The 17,820-nt window shown below is 71.4% G+C and carries 14 protein-coding genes; 11 read left to right on the top strand and 3 right to left on the bottom strand.

What is annotated here, in order from left to right; translation table 11 throughout:
- The first annotated feature begins 57 nt into the window (after positions 1–57).
- The 5 genes from aroH (at position 58) to aroA (ending at position 5,994) form a co-directional block, all read left to right on the top strand.
- Positions 58–435 (top strand): chorismate mutase, encoded by a 378-nt coding sequence (aroH, locus tag ACT01A_RS04750; RefSeq protein ID WP_445151097.1) that lies wholly within the window; start codon positions 58–60, stop codon positions 433–435.
- A 35-nt stretch (positions 436–470) separates the two neighbouring features.
- A complete protein-coding gene (gene hisC, locus ACT01A_RS04745) occupies positions 471–1,568 on the top strand; it encodes a histidinol-phosphate transaminase (protein WP_445151096.1) in 1,098 nt (365 codons plus the stop codon).
- Positions 1,569–2,494: 926 nt separating this feature from the next.
- Positions 2,495–3,541: a 3-deoxy-7-phosphoheptulonate synthase gene (gene aroF / locus ACT01A_RS04740; protein WP_445152795.1), complete on the top strand. Its 1,047-nt coding sequence runs from the start codon at positions 2,495–2,497 to the stop codon at positions 3,539–3,541.
- Between the two features lie 6 nt (positions 3,542–3,547).
- On the top strand, positions 3,548–4,693 hold the full coding sequence (locus ACT01A_RS04735; RefSeq protein WP_445151095.1) for a prephenate dehydrogenase/arogenate dehydrogenase family protein: 1,146 nt from the start codon (positions 3,548–3,550) through the stop codon (positions 4,691–4,693).
- On the top strand, positions 4,690–5,994 hold the full coding sequence (aroA, locus tag ACT01A_RS04730) for a 3-phosphoshikimate 1-carboxyvinyltransferase (protein WP_445151094.1): 1,305 nt from the start codon (positions 4,690–4,692) through the stop codon (positions 5,992–5,994). Before ACT01A_RS04735 ends, aroA begins: the two co-directional genes overlap by 4 nt.
- On the opposite strand, the gene ACT01A_RS04725 is transcribed toward aroA, so the two are convergent.
- Positions 5,949–7,256 carry an MFS transporter gene (locus ACT01A_RS04725; RefSeq protein ID WP_445151093.1) on the bottom strand — a complete coding sequence of 436 codons (1,308 nt, stop codon included), beginning with the start codon at positions 7,254–7,256 and terminating at the stop codon, positions 5,949–5,951. The genes aroA and ACT01A_RS04725 overlap by 46 nt on opposite strands.
- Positions 7,257–7,305: 49 nt before the next feature.
- Between ACT01A_RS04725 and cmk the strand changes: the two genes are divergently transcribed.
- The 4 genes from cmk to metK are packed head-to-tail and all read left to right on the top strand — an operon-like array spanning position 7,306 to position 11,873.
- A complete protein-coding gene (gene cmk, locus ACT01A_RS04720; RefSeq protein ID WP_445151092.1) occupies positions 7,306–7,914 on the top strand; it encodes a (d)CMP kinase in 609 nt (202 codons plus the stop codon).
- Positions 7,911–9,239, top strand: a complete 1,329-nt coding sequence (gene der, locus ACT01A_RS04715) for a ribosome biogenesis GTPase Der (protein ID WP_445151091.1) — start codon at positions 7,911–7,913, stop codon at positions 9,237–9,239. The genes cmk and der overlap by 4 nt, the downstream gene beginning before the upstream one ends.
- Positions 9,229–10,650, top strand: a complete 1,422-nt coding sequence (locus tag ACT01A_RS04710) for a hypothetical protein (protein WP_445151090.1) — start codon at positions 9,229–9,231, stop codon at positions 10,648–10,650. The genes der and ACT01A_RS04710 overlap by 11 nt, the downstream gene beginning before the upstream one ends.
- A complete protein-coding gene (gene metK, locus ACT01A_RS04705; RefSeq protein WP_445151089.1) occupies positions 10,647–11,873 on the top strand; it encodes a methionine adenosyltransferase in 1,227 nt (408 codons plus the stop codon). Before ACT01A_RS04710 ends, metK begins: the two co-directional genes overlap by 4 nt.
- 585 nt (positions 11,874–12,458) lie before the next feature.
- On the opposite strand, the gene ACT01A_RS04700 is transcribed toward metK, so the two are convergent.
- Positions 12,459–13,655 carry a hypothetical protein gene (locus ACT01A_RS04700; RefSeq protein WP_445151088.1) on the bottom strand — a complete coding sequence of 399 codons (1,197 nt, stop codon included), beginning with the start codon at positions 13,653–13,655 and terminating at the stop codon, positions 12,459–12,461.
- A gap of 189 nt (positions 13,656–13,844) precedes the next feature.
- Between ACT01A_RS04700 and ACT01A_RS04695 the strand changes: the two genes are divergently transcribed.
- Positions 13,845–15,221, top strand: a complete 1,377-nt coding sequence (locus ACT01A_RS04695; RefSeq protein WP_445151087.1) for an RtcB family protein — start codon at positions 13,845–13,847, stop codon at positions 15,219–15,221.
- Here the strand turns inward: ACT01A_RS04695 and ACT01A_RS04690 are convergent.
- Positions 15,209–15,715 (bottom strand): PH domain-containing protein, encoded by a 507-nt coding sequence (locus ACT01A_RS04690; protein ID WP_445151086.1) that lies wholly within the window; start codon positions 15,713–15,715, stop codon positions 15,209–15,211. The two genes, ACT01A_RS04695 and ACT01A_RS04690, sit on opposite strands and share 13 nt — an antisense overlap.
- Positions 15,716–15,746: 31 nt before the next feature.
- On the opposite strand from ACT01A_RS04690, the gene priA reads away from it, so the two are divergent.
- On the top strand, positions 15,747–17,810 hold the full coding sequence (priA, locus tag ACT01A_RS04685; RefSeq protein WP_445151085.1) for a replication restart helicase PriA: 2,064 nt from the start codon (positions 15,747–15,749) through the stop codon (positions 17,808–17,810).
- Positions 17,811–17,820 lie beyond the last annotated feature (10 nt).

Genomic DNA, 17,820 nt, shown 5'->3' with positions numbered 1-17,820 from the left:
CGGTGCGTCGGGCCGCAGGCTCCTGGACGAACGAGCGACGCCGCACTTCCTGACATCATGCCGCCCCCGATGCGCCTCTTCGCCCTCCGTGGGGCCAACACGGTCGAAGACAACATGTCAGCGGACATCCTCGGGGCGACCGAGGCGCTGATGAAGGAGATCCTGGAGCGCAACGCGCTGACGCCAGACGACGTCGTCTCCTGCATCTTCACGGTCACTGCCGACCTCGACGCGGAGTTCCCCGCGGTCGCCGCCCGCCAGCTTGGCTTCGACCAGGTGCCGCTGATGTGCGCCCGCGAGATCCCGGTGCCCGGCTCGCTGCCGAAGGTCGTCCGCGTGTTGATGCACTACTACGCCGAGCCTGACCACCAGGCCAAGCACGTCTACCTCGGCGACGCCCAGAAGCTGCGGGTCGACCTCGACTCCGCACAGTAGGCCGCCCGCGCCCAGCCGGTAGCCTCCCGCAGGCGATGGCGATCGAGTTCTCCGCGGCGGTCAGCCGCATTCCCGTGTACCCCGCGGCCGCGGCCTATGCGCTGCCCGAGGACGTTGCGCTGCTGGCGTCCAACGAGTCGCCCGAGCCGCCGCTGGAGCCGGTCGTAGCGGCCGTGCAGGCGATCCTGACCGGGGTCAACCGCTATCCGGACCCGACGAACGCCAAGCTGCGCGGCGCGCTGAGCGACCGCTACGAGGTGCCCGCGTCGCGGATCGCGATCGGCAACGGCTCGTGCGACATCTTGCTGGCCGCCGGCGAGGCGCTGCTGGAGCCGGGCGCCGAGCTGGTCTACGCGTGGCCGTCGTTCAGCGTCTACCCGCACCTGGCGGCGGCGACCGGCGCGACGCAGGTGCAGGTGGCCTTGAACGAGGCCCAGGAGCACGACCTCGACGCGATGTTGAAGGAGATCACCGCCGCCACGCGCCTGGCGATCGTCTGCAACCCCAACAACCCGACGTCGACCGCGATCCCGCTGGCCGACATCACGCGGTTCGTCGAGCAGGTCCCCAAGCAGGTCTGCGTGATCCTCGACGAGGCCTACTGCGAGTACAACACGCTCGAAGATCCGGACGCCTCGATCGACCTGCTCAAGAAGCACCCCAACTTGGTGTTGTTGAGGACCTTCTCCAAGGTGTACGGGTTGTGCGGGCTGCGCGTCGGCTACGCGCTATGCGGTTCTGACGCCTTCGTCACCGCGGTCAACCAGGTGCGTCAGCCGTTCTTCTGCAACGCGGCCGCGCAGGCGGCGGCGGTGGAGTCCTTGAAGCACGGCGACGCGGTGCAGGCGCGGGTCGAGCGCGCGATCGTCGCGCGGCTGGAGCTCGAGGACGGGTTGGGCGAGCTGGGGATCAGCGCCGCGGCGTCGCAGGCGAACTTCGCGTGGTTCGATCTGCCGGCGCGGGAGGGGGAGGAGCCCGGCGAGGCGGAGAAGCGGATCGTGGCGGGCCTGACCGAGAAGGGCGTGCTGGTGCGCTCCGGTGCGGCCCTCGGCCGCCCGGGCGCGCTGCGCGTGACGTACGGGACGCCGGAGCAGAACGCGCGGTTCTTGGGCGTGTTGCGCGAGCTGTTGTAGGCGTTCAGCGCGGGGCGCTTGGGGTGCCGCGGGCGTGGTCTGTTGGCACCGAAGGGCGTGAGGCCGTTGTGGCGTGGCCGCCGCCTGGGGTGTGGATCGTCGTGGTTGGTGCCGCCACCGCCGGGGCGAACAGCGCATCAAGACATCAATCCGGGCCTCAAGGGGCGTCCGTCGGCCGCGGGGTTCGAGGGTTCGGGCCCGAAGGAGGGACGGTTTCGGGATGCGGGTCGAGTTATGACCAATAGTTCGTGCTAACTCGACCCGGATCCCGATTTCGAGGTCCGGGTCGCGTGAGCCGGACATATTCCGGTTGCAGCGACCCGGATCCTGATTTCGAGGTGCGGGTCGCTCCGAGCTGGCATATGCAGCTCTCAGCGACCCGGATCTCCGAAACCCTGGTCCCTCGAACCCCAGCGGCCGACGGACCGCCGTGGAGGCCGAGTCTGATGTCTTGATGCGGCTGTAAATCCCCGCCGCCGGCATCGCCCGACGCGACGATCCACACCCCAAGCGGTCGCCACGCCACAACAGCCTCACGCCCTTTGATGAGCGAAGCACCACCAACGCCGCGCGCAAACCCAGGCCACCCAAGCCACCCGGCACGACGAGCCCTTCCCAACCGCCCGGGCCGTGTGCTTACATACGCGCCGCAGCATGTCCCGCTCGCCCTACACCACGCGGACTTCGCACGCCGGCCCGGCCGGTGGCGACGACGTGTTCGCGAGCGGCACCCTTTTTGCTTGGTATTGGCGATTTAGCTAGGCGCTCGGTCCGGCCGCGTGGCCGTGTCCGCATCGGACCCCAGGGGTCGAGCGCCGGTAAAGCCCCCGCCTGTGCGCGTGCGGTCTGGCATGGACTCGCACTGCGCCAGACCCAATCGCCTCCTAGACTTTCCACTCCAAGCACGCAGAAAGAGCACCAAGATGATGATCGTGATGAAGCCGACGGCCACCGAGGACCAGGTGAACGCCGTGATCGAGCGGATCGAGTCCGTCGGTGCCCAGGCGCACCCGAGCCGGGGGGAGGAGGTGACGATCATCGGCGCGATCGGCGATCGCGAGCACGTCGCGCGTCTCGGCCTCGAAGGCCATGACGGCGTCGAGAAGGTCGTCCCGATCCTCAAGCCCTACAAGCTTGCTTCGACTCAGATCAAGGGCGACCAGCGCACTGTCCTGGAGATCGGCGGGGCCAAGATCGGCGGCGATCACTTCGCGCTCATCGCCGGCCCGTGCACCGTCGAGACGCGCGACCAGACGCTCGACACCGCCGACGCGATGCTCGCCGCCGGCGCCAACCTCTTCCGCGGCGGCGCCTACAAGCCGCGCACCTCGCCCTACGCCTTCCAGGGTCTCGGCCAGGAAGGCCTGCGGCTGCTCGCCGAGGCCAAGGCCCGCACCGGCCTGCCGATCGTCACCGAGCTGATGGACGCCCGCGACATCGAGGCCGTCGCTGAAGTCGCCGACGTCATCCAGATCGGCGCGCGCAACATGCAGAACTACCCGCTGCTGAGCGAGATCGGCCGCTCCGGCATCCCGGTCCTGATCAAGCGCGGGCTGTCCTCCACGCTCGAGGAGCTGATCATGGCTTCCGAGTACGTCCTCAAGGAGGGCAACGAGAGCGTGATGCTCTGCGAGCGCGGCATCCGCACCTTCGAGACCGCTTACCGCTTCACGCTCGACCTCACGGCGATCCCGGTGCTGAAGGAGATGACGCACCTGCCGATCGTCGTCGACCCGTCGCACGCCGCCGGCCGCCGCGCGCTGGTCGAGCCGCTCTCGCTGGCCGCCGCGGCCGCGGGCGCCGACGGCATCATCGTCGAGACGCACCCGGAGCCCGACGAGGCGATCTGCGACGGCCCGCAGCAGATCCGCGTCGACCAGTTCAACGCCTACGCCCGCAAGGTCGAGCAGGCGGCCGAGCTGGCGGGCAAGCTGCCCTTCGGCGCCGCCGCCACGCAGGGCGCAGCCGCGTAGAGCCGCGTGGCGGACGAGTCATCCACAGGCGCGCGAGCGAGCCCCTCGGCGAGCTCGCGCCCGGAAGGCGAGCCGCCAGGCGAGTCCTTTCGCTCCGAGCCGTCGTTTCGCCTGGCCCTCGTCGGGCTGGGGTTGATCGGCGGCTCGGTCGGCCTGGCCGCGCGCGAGCGGACGAGCGCGCGCGTGGTCGGGTGGGACCCGGACCCGGGCGTGCGCGAGAAGGCGCTGGAGCGGGGGGTGGTGGACGTCGCCGCGCCGAGCCTCGACGCGATCGAGGGCGTGGACGTCGTCGTCGTCGCCGCTCCGGTCGGCGAGTTGTCGTCGTTGGTGGGCGATGCCTGCGAGCGGTTCCCGGGCGCGGTGGTCACCGACGTCGGATCGACCAAGGCGGCGCTCGTGGCCGCCAACTCGCGCGACCCCTACATCGGCGGCCATCCGCTCGCCGGTGCGGAGGTCGCGGGGGTGGAGAACGCCCGTGCCGACCTCTTCGCCAACGCCACCTGGTACCTCACGCCGCGCGCTGACTCCGAGGGCATCCTGCTGGAGCGGCTGCACCGCTTCGTTGTTGGCCTCGGCGCGGTGCCGACGATCATCGACGCCGGCGACCACGACCGCCTGATGGCCGCCTTCTCCCACGTCCCGCACGTCGTCGCCAACGCGATGGTCGCGCAGGCCACCAAGGCGCTCGGCGACGAGGCGATCCCGGTCGTCGGCCCGAGCTTCCGCGACGCCACGCGCGTGGCCGGCGCCAACCCGCCGCTCTGGGCCGGGATCTACGACGCCAACCGCGACGCGGTCCTCGACGGGCTCGACGCGACGATCACGCTGCTGACCGAGGCACGCGAGCTGCTGGCGCGCGATGACACCGCCGCGATCGAGGCGTGGCAACAGCAAGCCCAACAACAACGCCGCGCGCTGCTCGACATCGGCATGACCGGCGGCCAGCTCGCCGAGATCCGTCGCGTCGTCCCCAACCGCCCGGGCGTCGTCGCCGACCTCGCGCTGAAGCTCTCCCGCGCCGGGATCAACATCCACGACATGACCCTTTCTCCCCAACCCGACTTCCGCAGCGGCGAGGTCGCCCTCTGGGTGGCCGAAGAGCACCATGAACGCGCGCGGTCGCTGATCGACGAGGTCCTCACCGAATCATGACCACCGTCCACTGGGCTCCGGCCAAGAAGTTGAAGGGGTCGGTCCGCCCGCCGGCCGACAAGTCGATCTCGCACCGGGCCGCGATCCTCGGCGCGATGGCCGCCGAGCCGGTCCGGGTGCGCAACTACCTGCACGCCGAGGACACCACCTCGACGCTGAAGGCCGTCCAGGCGCTCGGCGCGCTGGTCACCATCGAAGGCGACCTCGTCACGATCCGCGGCACCGGGCTGCGCAACGCGCAGGTGCCCGACTCCCCGATCGACGTCGGCAACGCGGGAACCCTGATGCGCCTGCTGCCCGGCTGGCTGGCCGGGCAGGAAGGTAATGCCTACACCTTGGACGGCGACAGCTCGATCCGCCGCCGCCCGGTCGACCGCATCGCCGAGCCGCTGCGCGCGATGGGCGCGACGATCGACGCCACCGACGACCGCTTGCCGCCGTTCACGGTCACCGGCGCCCACCTCAAGGCCATCACCTACGACCTGCCGGTCGCCTCCGCCCAGGTCAAGTCCTGCGTGTTGCTTGCGGGCATGCTCGCCGACGGCGCGACCACGGTGGTCGAGCCCGCGCCGTCGCGCGACCACACCGAGCGGATGCTCGCCGCCGCCGGCGTCACCGTCCATCGCAACGGCCTCCACGTCACGGTCACCAACGTCGACGAGCTCGTCCTCGACGACCTCACGGTCCCCGGCGACCCTTCGAGCGCCGCGTTCCTGATCGCGGCCGGCGTCCTGGTCGGCGGGTCACGCGTGAAGGTCGTCGGCTCCGGTACCAACTGGACCCGCACCGGCTTTCATCGGATCGTCGAGCGGATGGGCGGGATCATCATCGGCGAGCTGGAGGACGCGCCCGGCGACGGCGTCGTCGGCACCGAGCCGATCGGCGACCTGGAGGTCGCTCACGGCCCGCTGACCGGCACGACCGTCACGCCCGACGAGGTCCCGCTGGCGATCGACGAGCTGCCGCTCGTGGCGCTGCTGGGCTGCTTCGCCGAGGGCGAGACGATCGTCACGGGCGCCCACGAGCTGCGCCTGAAGGAGTCCGACCGGATCGCGACCGTCGTCGACGGCCTCAACGCGCTCGGCGGCGACCTGGAGGCGACCGAGGACGGCTTCGTCGTCCGCGGCACCGGCGGCCTGAAGGGCGGCACAATCCACTCGCACGGCGACCATCGCCTGGCGATGCTGGGAGCGATCGCCGGCCTGGCCTCCGACGACGGCGTGACCGTCGAGGGGATGGAGGCCGCCGAGGTCTCCTACCCGGCGTTCGCCGAGGACATCGGCTCGCTCATCGGCGGCTGAGGCGGCTTCGCCCTGGCCGCGGCGGCGGCGGCGTTGGCGCGCGCGATCCCGCCGTTCTCGGCGCGCAGGCCGGGGATCACGAACAGCGCACTGACCGTGAAGCCGCCGGCCACCAGCCCCGCCATGCACAACACTGCCGCGGGGCCCATCGCCGCCGCCAGCGGGCCGGTCAGCGCGAAGCTGACCGGCGTCAGCCCGACCGACACGAGCCAGTCCAGCGACGAGACGCGCCCGCGCAGGGCGACCGGCACGCGCACTTGCATGAGCGTCGACCAGATCGGGTTGCCCGCGCCCTCGAACAGGCCGAACGCGAAGCTGAACAGCACGAGCTGCCAGACCTCCTGGGCGAACGCGTAGCCGATCAGGCAGAAGCCGGCGATGCCCCAGAAGCCGTACAGCGCGCTGATCTCGCGGCGCGGCATGCCGAAGTGGCCGAGCGCCGCCGTGCCGATCGTCGCGCCGATGCCCGCCGCCGCCAGCACGATGCCGAAGTCGCTGGCGCCACCGCCCAGCTCGTCGTCGATCCGGATAGGGACCAGCACCTCGAGCGGGCCGAGGAAGAACAGCAGCGAGACGGCGGCCATTACCAGCGTCGCCCACAGCCACGTCTGGGTCTTCACGAACCGCGCCGCCTCGCGCAGCTGCGCGCGCAGCGGCTCGTGCTCGCCCTCATGGACCGGTACCCGCGCGCCCATCGCCAGCAGGCAGGCGATCGAGATGCCGAACGTGACCGCGTCGAGGATCAGCGCGCCGCCGGTGTCAAACAGCGCGACGGCCACGCCGCCCAGTGCCGGCCCCGCGAAGCGCAGCGCGATCGGCCGCAGCGAGCCCTGTAGCGCGTTGGCCTGCACGAGCCCTTCGGCGGGCACGAGCTCGGGGACGATCGCGCTCATGGCCGGCCCGCTGAGCCCTTCGCCCGCGCCGAAAACGAACCCGAGCACGAGCAGGTGCCAGATCTCCAGGACGCCGCCCAGCGACAGCCCGCCGATCGCCGCCACCGCCGCCAGCCGCACGACGTCGGCGACCAGCAGCTGGTGGCGCTTGTCGTAGCGGTCGGCGGCCAGCCCGCCGAGCAGCAGAAAGCCCACCATCCCCAGCGACCAGCCGAAGCCGACCAACGCGAGGTCGGTGGCGGATCCGTCCAAGTCCAGGACGGCAAAAGGCAGCGCGACCAGGTAGATCCCGTCGCCCAAAAGCGACACGAGCGTCCCTGCCCACAGCAGCGCGAAGTCTCTCTCCCGCAGAGGCTCGAACAAGCGCAAGCGATGCGCAGGATGCCACAGCGGCTCAATCCCGCCTACCCTCCCGCGCGTGCTTGTGGCCATTGATGGACCCGCAGGAGCGGGCAAGTCGACCGTCGCGCGTGCCGTTGCGCGCGCGTTGGGCTTCACCTACCTGGATACCGGGGCGATGTACCGCGCGGTCGCGCTGGCGTCGACGCGGGGTCTGGACGAGGTCGAGGCGCTCGACATCCAGTTCGACGGCGACCTCGTGCTGCTCAACGGCGAGGACGTCAGCTCGATCATCCGCACGCCGGCGATCAGCGACCAGGCGTCGGTCGTTGCCAACGACCCGTCGGTGCGCGAGGCGCTCGTCGCCCAGCAGCGGTCGATCGTCGCCCGCGGCGACTTCGTGGCCGAGGGCCGCGACATCGCCACGGTCGTCGCGCCGGACGCCGAGGTCAAGGTCTACCTGACCGCGCACCCGGCCGAGCGCGCGCGCCGCCGCGCCGCCGAGCTGGGTCTGGACCCCGAGGACGTGGCCGCCGAGCTGCTGTCGCGCGACGAGCGCGACTCCAGCCACGGCCGCACGACGCTGCGGGCCGCGCCCGGGGCGTGGGAGCTCGACACGACCGGCATGTCGATCGACGACGTCGTCGACGCGATCGTCGCGCGCGTGGGGGAGGCGCAGTCCTCATGAGTGGACCCGGACCCAAGGTCGCCGTCCTCGGCTACCCGAACGTCGGCAAGTCCTCGCTGGTCAACCGGCTGAGCGAGTCGCGCGTCGCCGTGGTGCACGAGGCGCCGGGGATCACCCGCGACCGCCACGAGATCCCGTGCGAGTGGGGCGGCCGGCGCTTCACGCTGATCGACACCGGCGGCATGGACATGTTCGACGAGGACCCGATGGCCGGGTCGATCCGCGAGCAGGCGCGCGCCGCGATGGCCGACGCCTCGGTCGGGCTGCTCGTGGTCGACGGGCAGGCGGGCGTGCGGCCGGGCGACGAGGAGCTCGCCGACCTGCTGCGCCGCTGGGACAAGCCGGTCGTCGTCGTGGTCAACAAGATCGACTCGGTCAAGAACGTCCCGAGCGCGAGCGAGTTCTATGCCTTGGGCCTCGGCGATCCGATGGCGGTCTCCGCGACGCAGGGCCTGGGCACGGGCGATCTGCTGGACGCGGTGGTGGAGCGCCTGCCCGAGGGCGACTTCGAGCCCGAGGACGACGAGACCATCAGGTTGGCCCTGATCGGCCGGCCGAACGTCGGCAAGTCGTCGCTCGTCAACAAGTTCCTGCGGTCCGAGCGCGTGATCGTCTCCGACGTGGCGGGCACGACGCGCGACGCGATCGACCTCCCGATGGAGGTCGACGGCCGCCGCGTGATCGTCGTCGACACCGCGGGCATGCGCCGCCAGGCCAAGGTCACCGAGTCGGTCGAGTACTACACCACCTTGCGGTCGCAGCGCGCGGTGGAGCGTTCCGACGTCGCGCTGGTGATCTGCGACGCGCACGATGGCGTCACCGCGCAGGACCTGCGGATCGCCGAGCTGGCGATGAAGGCCGGCTGCGCGACCGCGCTGGTACTCAACAAGTGGGACATCGCCCCGATGGAGGAGTCAGACCTCGACCACGAGCGGGCCAAGGTCAACAACAAGATCCGCCTGCGCCCGAAGGTGCTGACGACGAGCGCGGTCAGCGGCCGCAACGTGGACCGTCTGCTGAAGGAGGCGATCATCCTCGGCGACCGCGTCAAGACCCGCATCCCGACGCCGCAACTCAACCGCTTCATCAGCGAGGTCGTCCAGGAGCGCCAGCCGCCAGCCAAGCAGGGCTCGCGTCTGCGGTTGTTGTACATGGCGCAGTTCGAGACGCGCCCGCCGCGCTTCGCGATCCAGGTCAACTCGCGCAATCGAGTGACGCGCGACTACGCCTACTTCGTCGAGAATCGGCTGCGAGCGCGGTTCGGGATGGACGGCATCCCGTTGATCATCGACTTCAAGGAGCGCAAGCAGCGCGATGAGCGTTGAGGTAGTGCGGCGGCGCCGCCTGGTGGCGGCGGGGGTCGCCGTAGGCATGGTGGTGGTGTTGGTCGTCGCCGTGATCGCGCTGGCCGGTGGGGGAGACGGTGGTGGCTCCGCGAAGGCGCCGGCCTCCGAGGCCGCGCGGCTGGTCCCCGCCGACGCGCTGGTCTACGTCCACCTCTCCACGGATACCGACCGCGCGCAGACGCGCGACGCGGCGAAGGTCGCCGCGTCGTTCCCGTCGTGGGCGTCGCTGCGCGACGGCATCGTCTCCCGCTTGCAGGCGCCCGGCTGCGACGTCGCGACCAAGGCGCTGAAGAGCGCCGACGAGGCGGCGCTGGCGATCTTCGACACCGGCACGACGACGCAGGCCAACTCGCTCGTCCTGGTCGACACGGGCAAGGAGCACCCAGGCGCCAAGCAGCGCGCGTGCGGCTCGCTCAGCTCGACCTACGTCGGCACGTTCCTGGCGATCGGCCAGCCCGAGTCGCTGAACGCCGCGGCGACGTTGCAGAAGACCGATGGCAAGGGCTCGCTCGCTCAAGCGCCCGGCCCGAAGAAGGAAATGGGCGCGCTGCCCGAGGACCGCGTCGCCGACGGCTGGCTGTCGGCCGACGGGCTGCGGCGGCTGCTCGCGCCCCAGGGCGGCCTGCTCGGCGCCGCGGGCGTGCTGTTCGACCAGCCGACGCTCGTCGGCGCGGCGTTCGGGCTCGCCGGCAAGGGCGATCGCGTCTCGCTCACGGTCAAGTCGCAGCTCGACCCGAAGTTGAAGGCCAAGGACGCGGCGTCGAGCTTCAAACCGTTCAAGGCCACGCTGGCCGACGCCGTCCCGGCCGACGCGATGGCCTACCTCGGCGTCTCCAACCTGGGGCCCGCGCTGCAGCGCCTGCTGGCCGCCGCAGGCTCCTCCTCGGACACGATCGAGCAGCTCGCCGGTTCGCTGAACGGCCCGCTGCTGAAGGCGTTCCCCGGCGAGGCCGCGGTCGTGCTGACCGAGGCGACCCCGGCGCCGATCCTGACGATCATCGCCAACGCCAAGGATCCGGCCGCGGCGCAGAAGGCACTCGACGGGTTGCCCGCCTCGGTGCGCAAGACGTTGTCTTCGGCGATCTTCGACGGCAAGGTGGCGGTGTCGACCAGCCCGAAGGGCATCGCCGCGGTCAAGGCCAAGGGGCAGCGGCTTACCGACACCGCCAATTGGCGAAAGGCAGTCGGGAATCACCCTGATTTGCTCGGGTCGCTACTCTTCCTGGACTTCACACGGCTGTTGAAGCTGGGCGAGGCGACAGGCCTAGGCGACTCGAGCGCTTATAAGGCCGCCAGAGGCGACCTCACCAGGGTCCAGGCCATAGGCGCCAGCACGACCGGCAACGACAGTGAATCCACCGCGGAGATCTCCCTCCTAGTTACCCAATGAGCTACGCCGACAACGAGTACCTCTTCACCTCCGAGTCCGTCACGGAAGGCCACCCCGACAAGGTCGCCGACCAGATCTCAGACGGCGTCTTGGACGCCTGCCTCACGGACGACCCGAAGTCGCGCGTCGCGTGCGAGACGCTGGTCAACACCGGCCTCGTCGTCGTCTCGGGCGAGATCACGACCGAGACCTACGTCGACATCCAGGAGATCGCTCGCGAGACGATCCGCAAGATCGGCTATGTCGACGGCGACCTGGGCTTCAGCGCCGACAGCGCCGCGGTCCTGAACGCGATCGACAAGCAGTCCGCCGACATCGCCCAGGGCGTCGACCAGGCCGACGAGGTCCGTGAGGACGGCTCCTCGGACGCTCTCGACGTCGCCGGCGCCGGCGACCAGGGCATGATGTTCGGGTACGCCTCCAACGAGACGGCGAACCTGATGCCGGCCCCGATCACGTTCGCCCATCAGCTGGCCGAGCGCTTGGCGGCGGTCCGCAAGGACAACACGCTCGACTACCTGCGCCCGGACGGCAAGACCCAGGTCTCGGTCCGCTACCGCGACGGCAAGCCGGTTGGCATCGAGAAGCTGCTGATCTCCACCCAGCACGCCGAGTCGGCCACGCGCCAGCAGATCACCGACGACCTCTGGGAGAACGTCGTTCTCCCGGTCCTGCCGGCTGAGCTGTTCGACGCCGACACGCTGCGCAAGGAGTTCCTGGTCAACCCGACCGGCCGCTTCGTCATCGGCGGCCCGGTGGGCGACGCGGGCCTGACCGGCCGCAAGATCATCGTCGACACCTACGGCGGCTTCGCCCGTCACGGCGGCGGCGCGTTCTCCGGCAAGGACCCGTCGAAGGTCGACCGCTCCGCCGCCTACGCGGCGCGCTGGGTCGCCAAGAACATCGTCGCCGCCGGCCTCGCCGACCGCGCCGAGGTCCAGGTCGCCTACGCCATCGGCGTCGCGCACCCGGTCTCCGTGATGGTCGAGACGTTCGGCACCGAGAAGGTCGGCCGCGGCCGCCTCGCCGAGCTCGTCGACGAGTTCTTCGACCTCCGCCCGGGCGCCTTCCGCGAGGCCCTGGACCTGCACCGCCCGATCTACCAGGACACGGCCGCCTACGGCCACTTCGGTCGCGACAACCCCAACTTCACCTGGGAGCGCACCGACAAGGCCGCGGCGCTAGCCGAGGCCGCGGGCCTGGCGGTTCCGGCTGGCGCGTAGCTCGCGCTGTAGTCGCAGTTGGTTTTGCCGAGGGGCGGTCCGTTTTGGGCCGCCCCTTGGTCGTTGGGTGGCGCTGGTGTTGGGGGCGTTCAGTGCGGGGTGTTGGTGGTGGTGCGTCGCGTTGGAGAGGATCCGGCGAGGGAGTGAGAGCGCTGTGGCGTGGCGACCGCTGTCGGTTGTCCTCGGGCGTCTGGCCGGGCTCGGGAGGGCGGTTCGGGGCCGAAGGGTCGATCCGGGTCGCCTAATAGTCGATATACGACGCTTATTCGACCCGGATCCCTGGAGGTGCTCCATAAGGGCCGTTTTCGGGATGCGGGTCGCGTGAGCCGGAATAGTTCCGGTCAGCGCGACCCGGACCGATCCTTCGGCCCCGAACGCTCCCCCGCGCCCGAGAGGCAGCCCGAGGACGACCGAAGACGGTCGCCACGCCAGCCCGGCTTCACTCCTTCGCCGCCCTCTCCAACCCGGAGCACTTCCAGCACCGCTCGAACTGAACGCCACAAACGCCGGCCCCGGCGCGGGCGGCACCGGCCGCTCTCGCAGCACGACACCGCCCGCCCCAGCGCCGGGCGGCCGGCCGGCGCATCAGATCCGCTCGCGCCAGCTAACCGCCGCCGCCGCGACATCCAGCAGCGCCGCCGCCAGGGCGGTGCGGCTCGTGTCATGACCGGTGCGGCTGCGATCGCGCGCTCGGGCCAGCCCCTTCAGGCTGGCCGCGAGCACGGCCGGGCCGCTCGGTCCGCCGGACCGCAGCTCGGCCAGCTCGGCCGCCGTCAGCGCCCGCGCCTCGCCGCGCACCGCCGCGAGGTCGCGTGCGAGCGTCGCCGCCCGCACCTCGGCCTCACGTGCCGCACGCCGCGCGGCGGACGCCTCCGCCTGGGCGATGACGACCGCCTCCATTCCCGCGTCTCGCTCGGAAGACGAGGTGCAGGAGCGCGTCGCCGCGATCGCCTTGGCCATCGACGCCCGAGCCGCCTTCGCCTCGCCTTCGGCTGCGAGCGCTTCGGCCCGCGATTCCGCGAGCGCGCGCTCGGTCGTCTCCAGGCGGTCGGCGACCGCGGCGTGGACGGCCTTCAGCTCCCGGCGCTCGGCGCGCAGCGCAGCGATCGTCGCCTCGCCCCGCTCCAACCGCGCCGACAGCTTGCGGATCCCACGCCGCGACTCCGACGCCTCGGCCTTCGCGGACGCCGCCCGCTCGCGGGCGTCGGCGATCGCCACGTCGGCCTTCGCCTCCGCGGCGGCCGCCGCGCGCTGGGCGCGGGCGACCGCCGCGTCGTCGATGACGCGCTCGTGCACGACCTTGGTCTTCGTGGTCACCGCCTCGGCACGCCGTGCCAGCCGCGCCTCGAGCACCGCGACGCGCTTCTCCGCCTCACGCGCCTGCGCAAGAGCGGCGTTGAGCATCGCGCGGCCCTCCGGGCTGATCATCGCCCGGTCGGCCTGCTCGGGGTCGACGTCGGCACGGCGGGTCGGACCCGGCTTGGCCGGCTCGAACCCCGCGGCACGGATCGCCGCGTTCAGCGAGCCGCCGAACGGCCGCTTCGCCGAGTTGAGCGCCGGCCACGCCGAGCCGTCCTCACGGCCCTCGCGATAGCGCTCGACACGCCACCGCTGCCCGGACCACTTCGCCGAGGACGGGTTCCAGTCCGCCGCACGCGGCGGCTCGCCGTATGTGGCCACCCACTCCTGGATGGCGTTGATGACGGAGTCGCGGTCCCACCCGCCCCGGCGGCCCTTGGCCGTCCGGTTCCGAGAGGCTCCCGCGATGGTCGCGGGAGCCATGATGGTCTCCCGCTACTCGCCGCTAGGCCGGTCGAACGTTCGCGGCGTACGCGGCCACGACGGAGCGGCGGCGCCGGTCTTTGCCGGCTCGCTGGTCCACAGGTGCGTCGTGTTGATGCAGTACGCCATCGCCTTAACGACGGTAGGCGATGACGCGGCGTTTCGCAAGGCGGGTTCGAACCAATGCGCATGACGATCCGGCGGAGCGGCAACATGGTGGTCATGACCGAGACCGCGATCCCGATCACCGTCCGTGGGGACATCGACGCCCGGGCGGTCGAGCAGCTCCGCCGCTGCGCGGCCGCGGGCGACGCGACCGCCGGCGTCCTGTGTGCCGACGCGCACGTCGGCTACTCGCAGCCGATCGGCGGCGCCGTCGCCTACCCGGACCACATCTCGCCGTCAGGCGTCGGCTACGACATCGGCTGCGGCAACAAGGCCGTGCGCACCGCGCTGCCGGTCGACGCCATCGCGGGCGAGCTGCCCGGGATCATGGACATCATCTTCGAGCGGATCTCGTTCGGCGTCGGGCGCAAGAACGCCGAGCGCGTCGACCACCCGGTGCTCGACGCGATCGGCGAGGCCGACTTCGCCCCGCAGCGCCAGCTGAAGGACATGGCGGCCGCCCAGCTGGGCACGGTCGGTGCCGGCAACCACTACGTGGACCTGTTCGCGGGCGACGACGGCTTCGTCTGGATCGGCGTGCACTTCGGGTCGCGTGGCTTCGGCCACAAGACCGCGTCGGGCTTCCTGGCGCTGGCCGCCGGAATGCGCTTCGAGGAGCGCGGGCCGGACGGCGAGATGGACGCGCCGCCGACGCTGCTGGGCGTCGACACCGATCTCGGGCAGGCCTACATCTCGGCGATGACGCTCGCCGGCGAGTACGCCTACGCCGGCCGCGACGTCGTCGTTGACCGCGTCCTGGAGATCCTCGGCACGACCGCCACCTACGAAGTTCACAACCACCACAACTACGCCTGGCGCGAGAACCACGCCGGGACCGACGTCTGGGTCGTCCGCAAGGGCTGCACCCCGGCGTTCCCGGGACAGGAGGGCTTCGTCGGCGCGACGATGGGCGAGCCGAGCGTGATCCTGCGCGGGACCGACCACCCTGACAACGCGTCGCTGCTGTTCTCGACCGTGCACGGCGCCGGCCGCGTGATGTCGCGGACGCAGGCGGCGGGCCGGATGGGCACGCGGATGGAGTGCACCGAGCGCGACTGCGCGTTCTGGGTCACGCCCGGCCAGCTGCGCCACGAGCGTGAGCGGGCGGGGCTGGCGCAGGACGCGCGCTTCACGCTCTGCCCGGAGCACCCGGACGGCCGGATGGTCAAGCGGCGCGGCCGGACCAAGGACGGGGCGGTGGACTTCGACGCGGTCCTGGAGCGGTTGCGCGGCGCGGGCGTGGAGCTACGCGGCGGCGCCGCCGACGAGGCGCCCGAGGCCTACAAGCGGCTGGACGCCGTCCTGGCCGCGCACGGCGACACGATCGAGATCCTCCACCGGCTCACGCCGATCGGCGTCGCGATGGCGGCCGCCGACACGGTCGACCCCTACAAGGACTGAGGCGGCCGGCCGCCCGCGCCGGCGTCGTCCTCGAGCTCGCGGCGGTGGATGCGCTGGGCGCGGTCCACCGCCGCGACGATGCCGGACGGGTTCGACACGCCGCGGAAGGTGAAGTCGGAGTCGTCGGTGCCTGCGGTGTCGAAGTCGACGGCGCCGACGCGCAGGATCCGGTCCATGACCGTCTGCTCGGTGTTGACGTTCTGCACGCGGTCGATGTTGGTCTGCTGCACGTGCTTGGAGAGGATCCCGGTGCGGATGTTCAACCGCTCGGTGGTGATCGCGTAGCGCGTGGCCATGCGCTTGATCAACCCCACCAGGATGACGACCACCATCACCGCGGCGAACGCGCCGATGCCCGGGCCGGGATCGACCGCGAAGTAGACGATCAGGCCGATCGCCAGCGCGATGCCCAAGCCCTTGGCGTAGAAGCTCAGCACGCCGCGCCACGACGGGTGCCCTTCGAAGACGATCTCCTCGCCCGGATGCAGGTCCATGGTGTCCGAAGCCTATCCTCGGATCCCCGCCGTGAACCATCCGATCATCCAAGTCGAGCCGCTGACGACGGCCCGTGCGCTGCGCGGGCCGTTCGACTACGTGCGCCCCGACGAGCGCGTGGACGTCGGCTCGCTGCTGGAGGTGCCGTTCGGCCGCCAGCGCCTGACCGCGGTCGTCACGGGGCTCACGGACGAGTCCGAGCATAAGCTGGTCTCCCCACTGAAGGTGCTGCCCGACGCGCTGCCGGCCGACCTGGTGGACCTCGGGATGTGGCTCGCGCACGAGTACGCGTCGACCCCCGCACGGGCGCTGAGCCTCATGCTCCCGCCGCGCGGCGCACGCGAGAAGACGCGCCTGTGGGCGGAGGCGACGGCCGCCGCCGACGAAGACGGCGTCCGCCTGACCGAGCGCCAGTGCGCGCTGCTGGACACGCTGCCGCGCTTCACGGAGAGCGACCTCGGCGCGCTGCGTCGCCTCGAGGCGCGCGGCCTGGTGCGGATCTCCAAGGAGGGCGTGCGCCGCGCGCCTCAGCATCACGCCGTCGGCGCGCGCAAGCCGCCGCCGAAGCTCAACGCCGACCAGCTCGCGGCGCTGGACGAGCTGATCGGTGCCGCGCGGGCGCCACAGGCCGACGGGCCGCAGCGCTTCCTCGTGCACGGCGTTACCGGCTCCGGCAAGACCGAGGTCTACCTGCGCGCCGCCGCCGACACGTTGCAGCGCGGGCGCGGCGTGCTGATCCTCGTGCCGGAGATCGGCCTGACGCCGCAGATGATCGACCGCTTCGTCACGCGCTTCGGCGACACGGTCGCGGTGCTGCACTCCAAGCTGAGCGCGGGGGAGCGCTACGACGAGTGGCGCCGCCTGCGCTCCGGCGAGGCGCAGGTCTGCGTCGGTCCGCGCTCCGCGGTCTTCGCGCCGATCGCCCACCTCGGCCTCGTCGTCGTCGACGAGGAACATGATGGCTCCTACAAGAACGAGGGCGACCCGCGCTACGACGCGCGCCTGGTGGCGGCACGCCGCGCCGCCCAGCACGGCGCGGTCCTGGTCGCCGGCTCTGCGACCCCGCGCCCCGAGTCGGTGCACGAGCTCAAGACCATCACCTTGCCTCGGCGCGTCGACGGCTCCGGGATGCCGCCGGTGGAGATCGTCGACCTCAAGGACACCAACGGCCCGGTCCACCCGCGCACGCACGAGGCGCTGGTCGACGCGCGCAAGGCCATCGTGTTGCTCAACCGGCGCGGCTGGTCGAACTTCCTGACCTGTCGCTCGTGCGGTCACGTCTGGGAGTGCCCCCAGTGCGACGTCGCGCTGATCCTGCACCGCGACCAGCACGCGGTCGCCTGCCACCACTGCGGCCACCGCGAGCCGATCCCGGAGAAGTGCACCAAGTGCGGCAGCGTGTCGATCGCCCGCCACGGCTCCGGGACCGAGCGCCTGGAGCACGACCTCGCCGGCCTGGGCAAGCCGGTGCTGCGGCTCGACGCCGACATCAAGGACGCCGGCGCGGTGCTCAGGGCCTTCGAGCACGCCGAGCGCGCGATCCTCATCGGCACCCAGGTCGTCGCCAAGGGCCACGACTTCCCAGACGTCGACCTCGGCGTCGTGCTCGATGCGGACTCGACGCTGCGGTTCCCCGACTTCCGCGCCGAGGAGCGCACGTTCGCGCTCGTCACCCAGCTCGCCGGCCGCGCGGGTCGCGGCGGCGACGGCAAGGTCATCGTGCAGACGATCGACCCGACCGCGTCGGCCATCCGGTTTGCCGCCGAGCACGACAGCGACGGCTTCCTGGCCGAGGAGTTGGAGCGGCGGCGGTTCTTGCGCTATCCGCCGTTCTCGACGCTGATCCGCGTCGTCTGTGCTTCCGAGCAGCCCGGCGCCGCGCTCTTCGCCGCCGCCGAGATCCAGGCGCGGCTGCCGCAGTCGCTGGGCCCGGCGCCGCTCTTCCGGTTGCGCGGCAAGGAGCGCGCGCAAGTTGTCGTCAAGGCCGCCGAGCGCCGCTCAGCGATCGACCAGGTCGACGCCGCCGTCCGCGAGGTCAGCGCGGTTAAGGCCAACAAGAACGTCAACTTCTCGGTCGACGTCGACCCGCAGTAGCACCCTCTAG

The organism is Baekduia sp. Peel2402 (genome assembly GCF_052567285.1).
The sequence above is the reverse complement of the archived record's forward strand: the minus strand, read 5'-3'. Positions and strand labels throughout refer to the sequence as shown.

Coding starts and splice junctions, on each gene's coding strand:
- aroH (WP_445151097.1), top strand. CDS start 58: ATGCCGCCCCCGATGCGCCTCTTCGCCCTCCGTGGGGCCAACACGGTC.
- hisC (WP_445151096.1), top strand. CDS start 471: ATGGCGATCGAGTTCTCCGCGGCGGTCAGCCGCATTCCCGTGTACCCC.
- aroF (WP_445152795.1), top strand. CDS start 2,495: ATGATCGTGATGAAGCCGACGGCCACCGAGGACCAGGTGAACGCCGTG.
- aroA (WP_445151094.1), top strand. CDS start 4,690: ATGACCACCGTCCACTGGGCTCCGGCCAAGAAGTTGAAGGGGTCGGTC.
- der (WP_445151091.1), top strand. CDS start 7,911: ATGAGTGGACCCGGACCCAAGGTCGCCGTCCTCGGCTACCCGAACGTC.
- ACT01A_RS04710 (WP_445151090.1), top strand. CDS start 9,229: ATGAGCGTTGAGGTAGTGCGGCGGCGCCGCCTGGTGGCGGCGGGGGTC.
- metK (WP_445151089.1), top strand. CDS start 10,647: ATGAGCTACGCCGACAACGAGTACCTCTTCACCTCCGAGTCCGTCACG.
- ACT01A_RS04700 (WP_445151088.1), bottom strand. CDS start 13,655: ATGGCTCCCGCGACCATCGCGGGAGCCTCTCGGAACCGGACGGCCAAG.
- ACT01A_RS04695 (WP_445151087.1), top strand. CDS start 13,845: ATGACGATCCGGCGGAGCGGCAACATGGTGGTCATGACCGAGACCGCG.
- ACT01A_RS04690 (WP_445151086.1), bottom strand. CDS start 15,715: ATGGACCTGCATCCGGGCGAGGAGATCGTCTTCGAAGGGCACCCGTCG.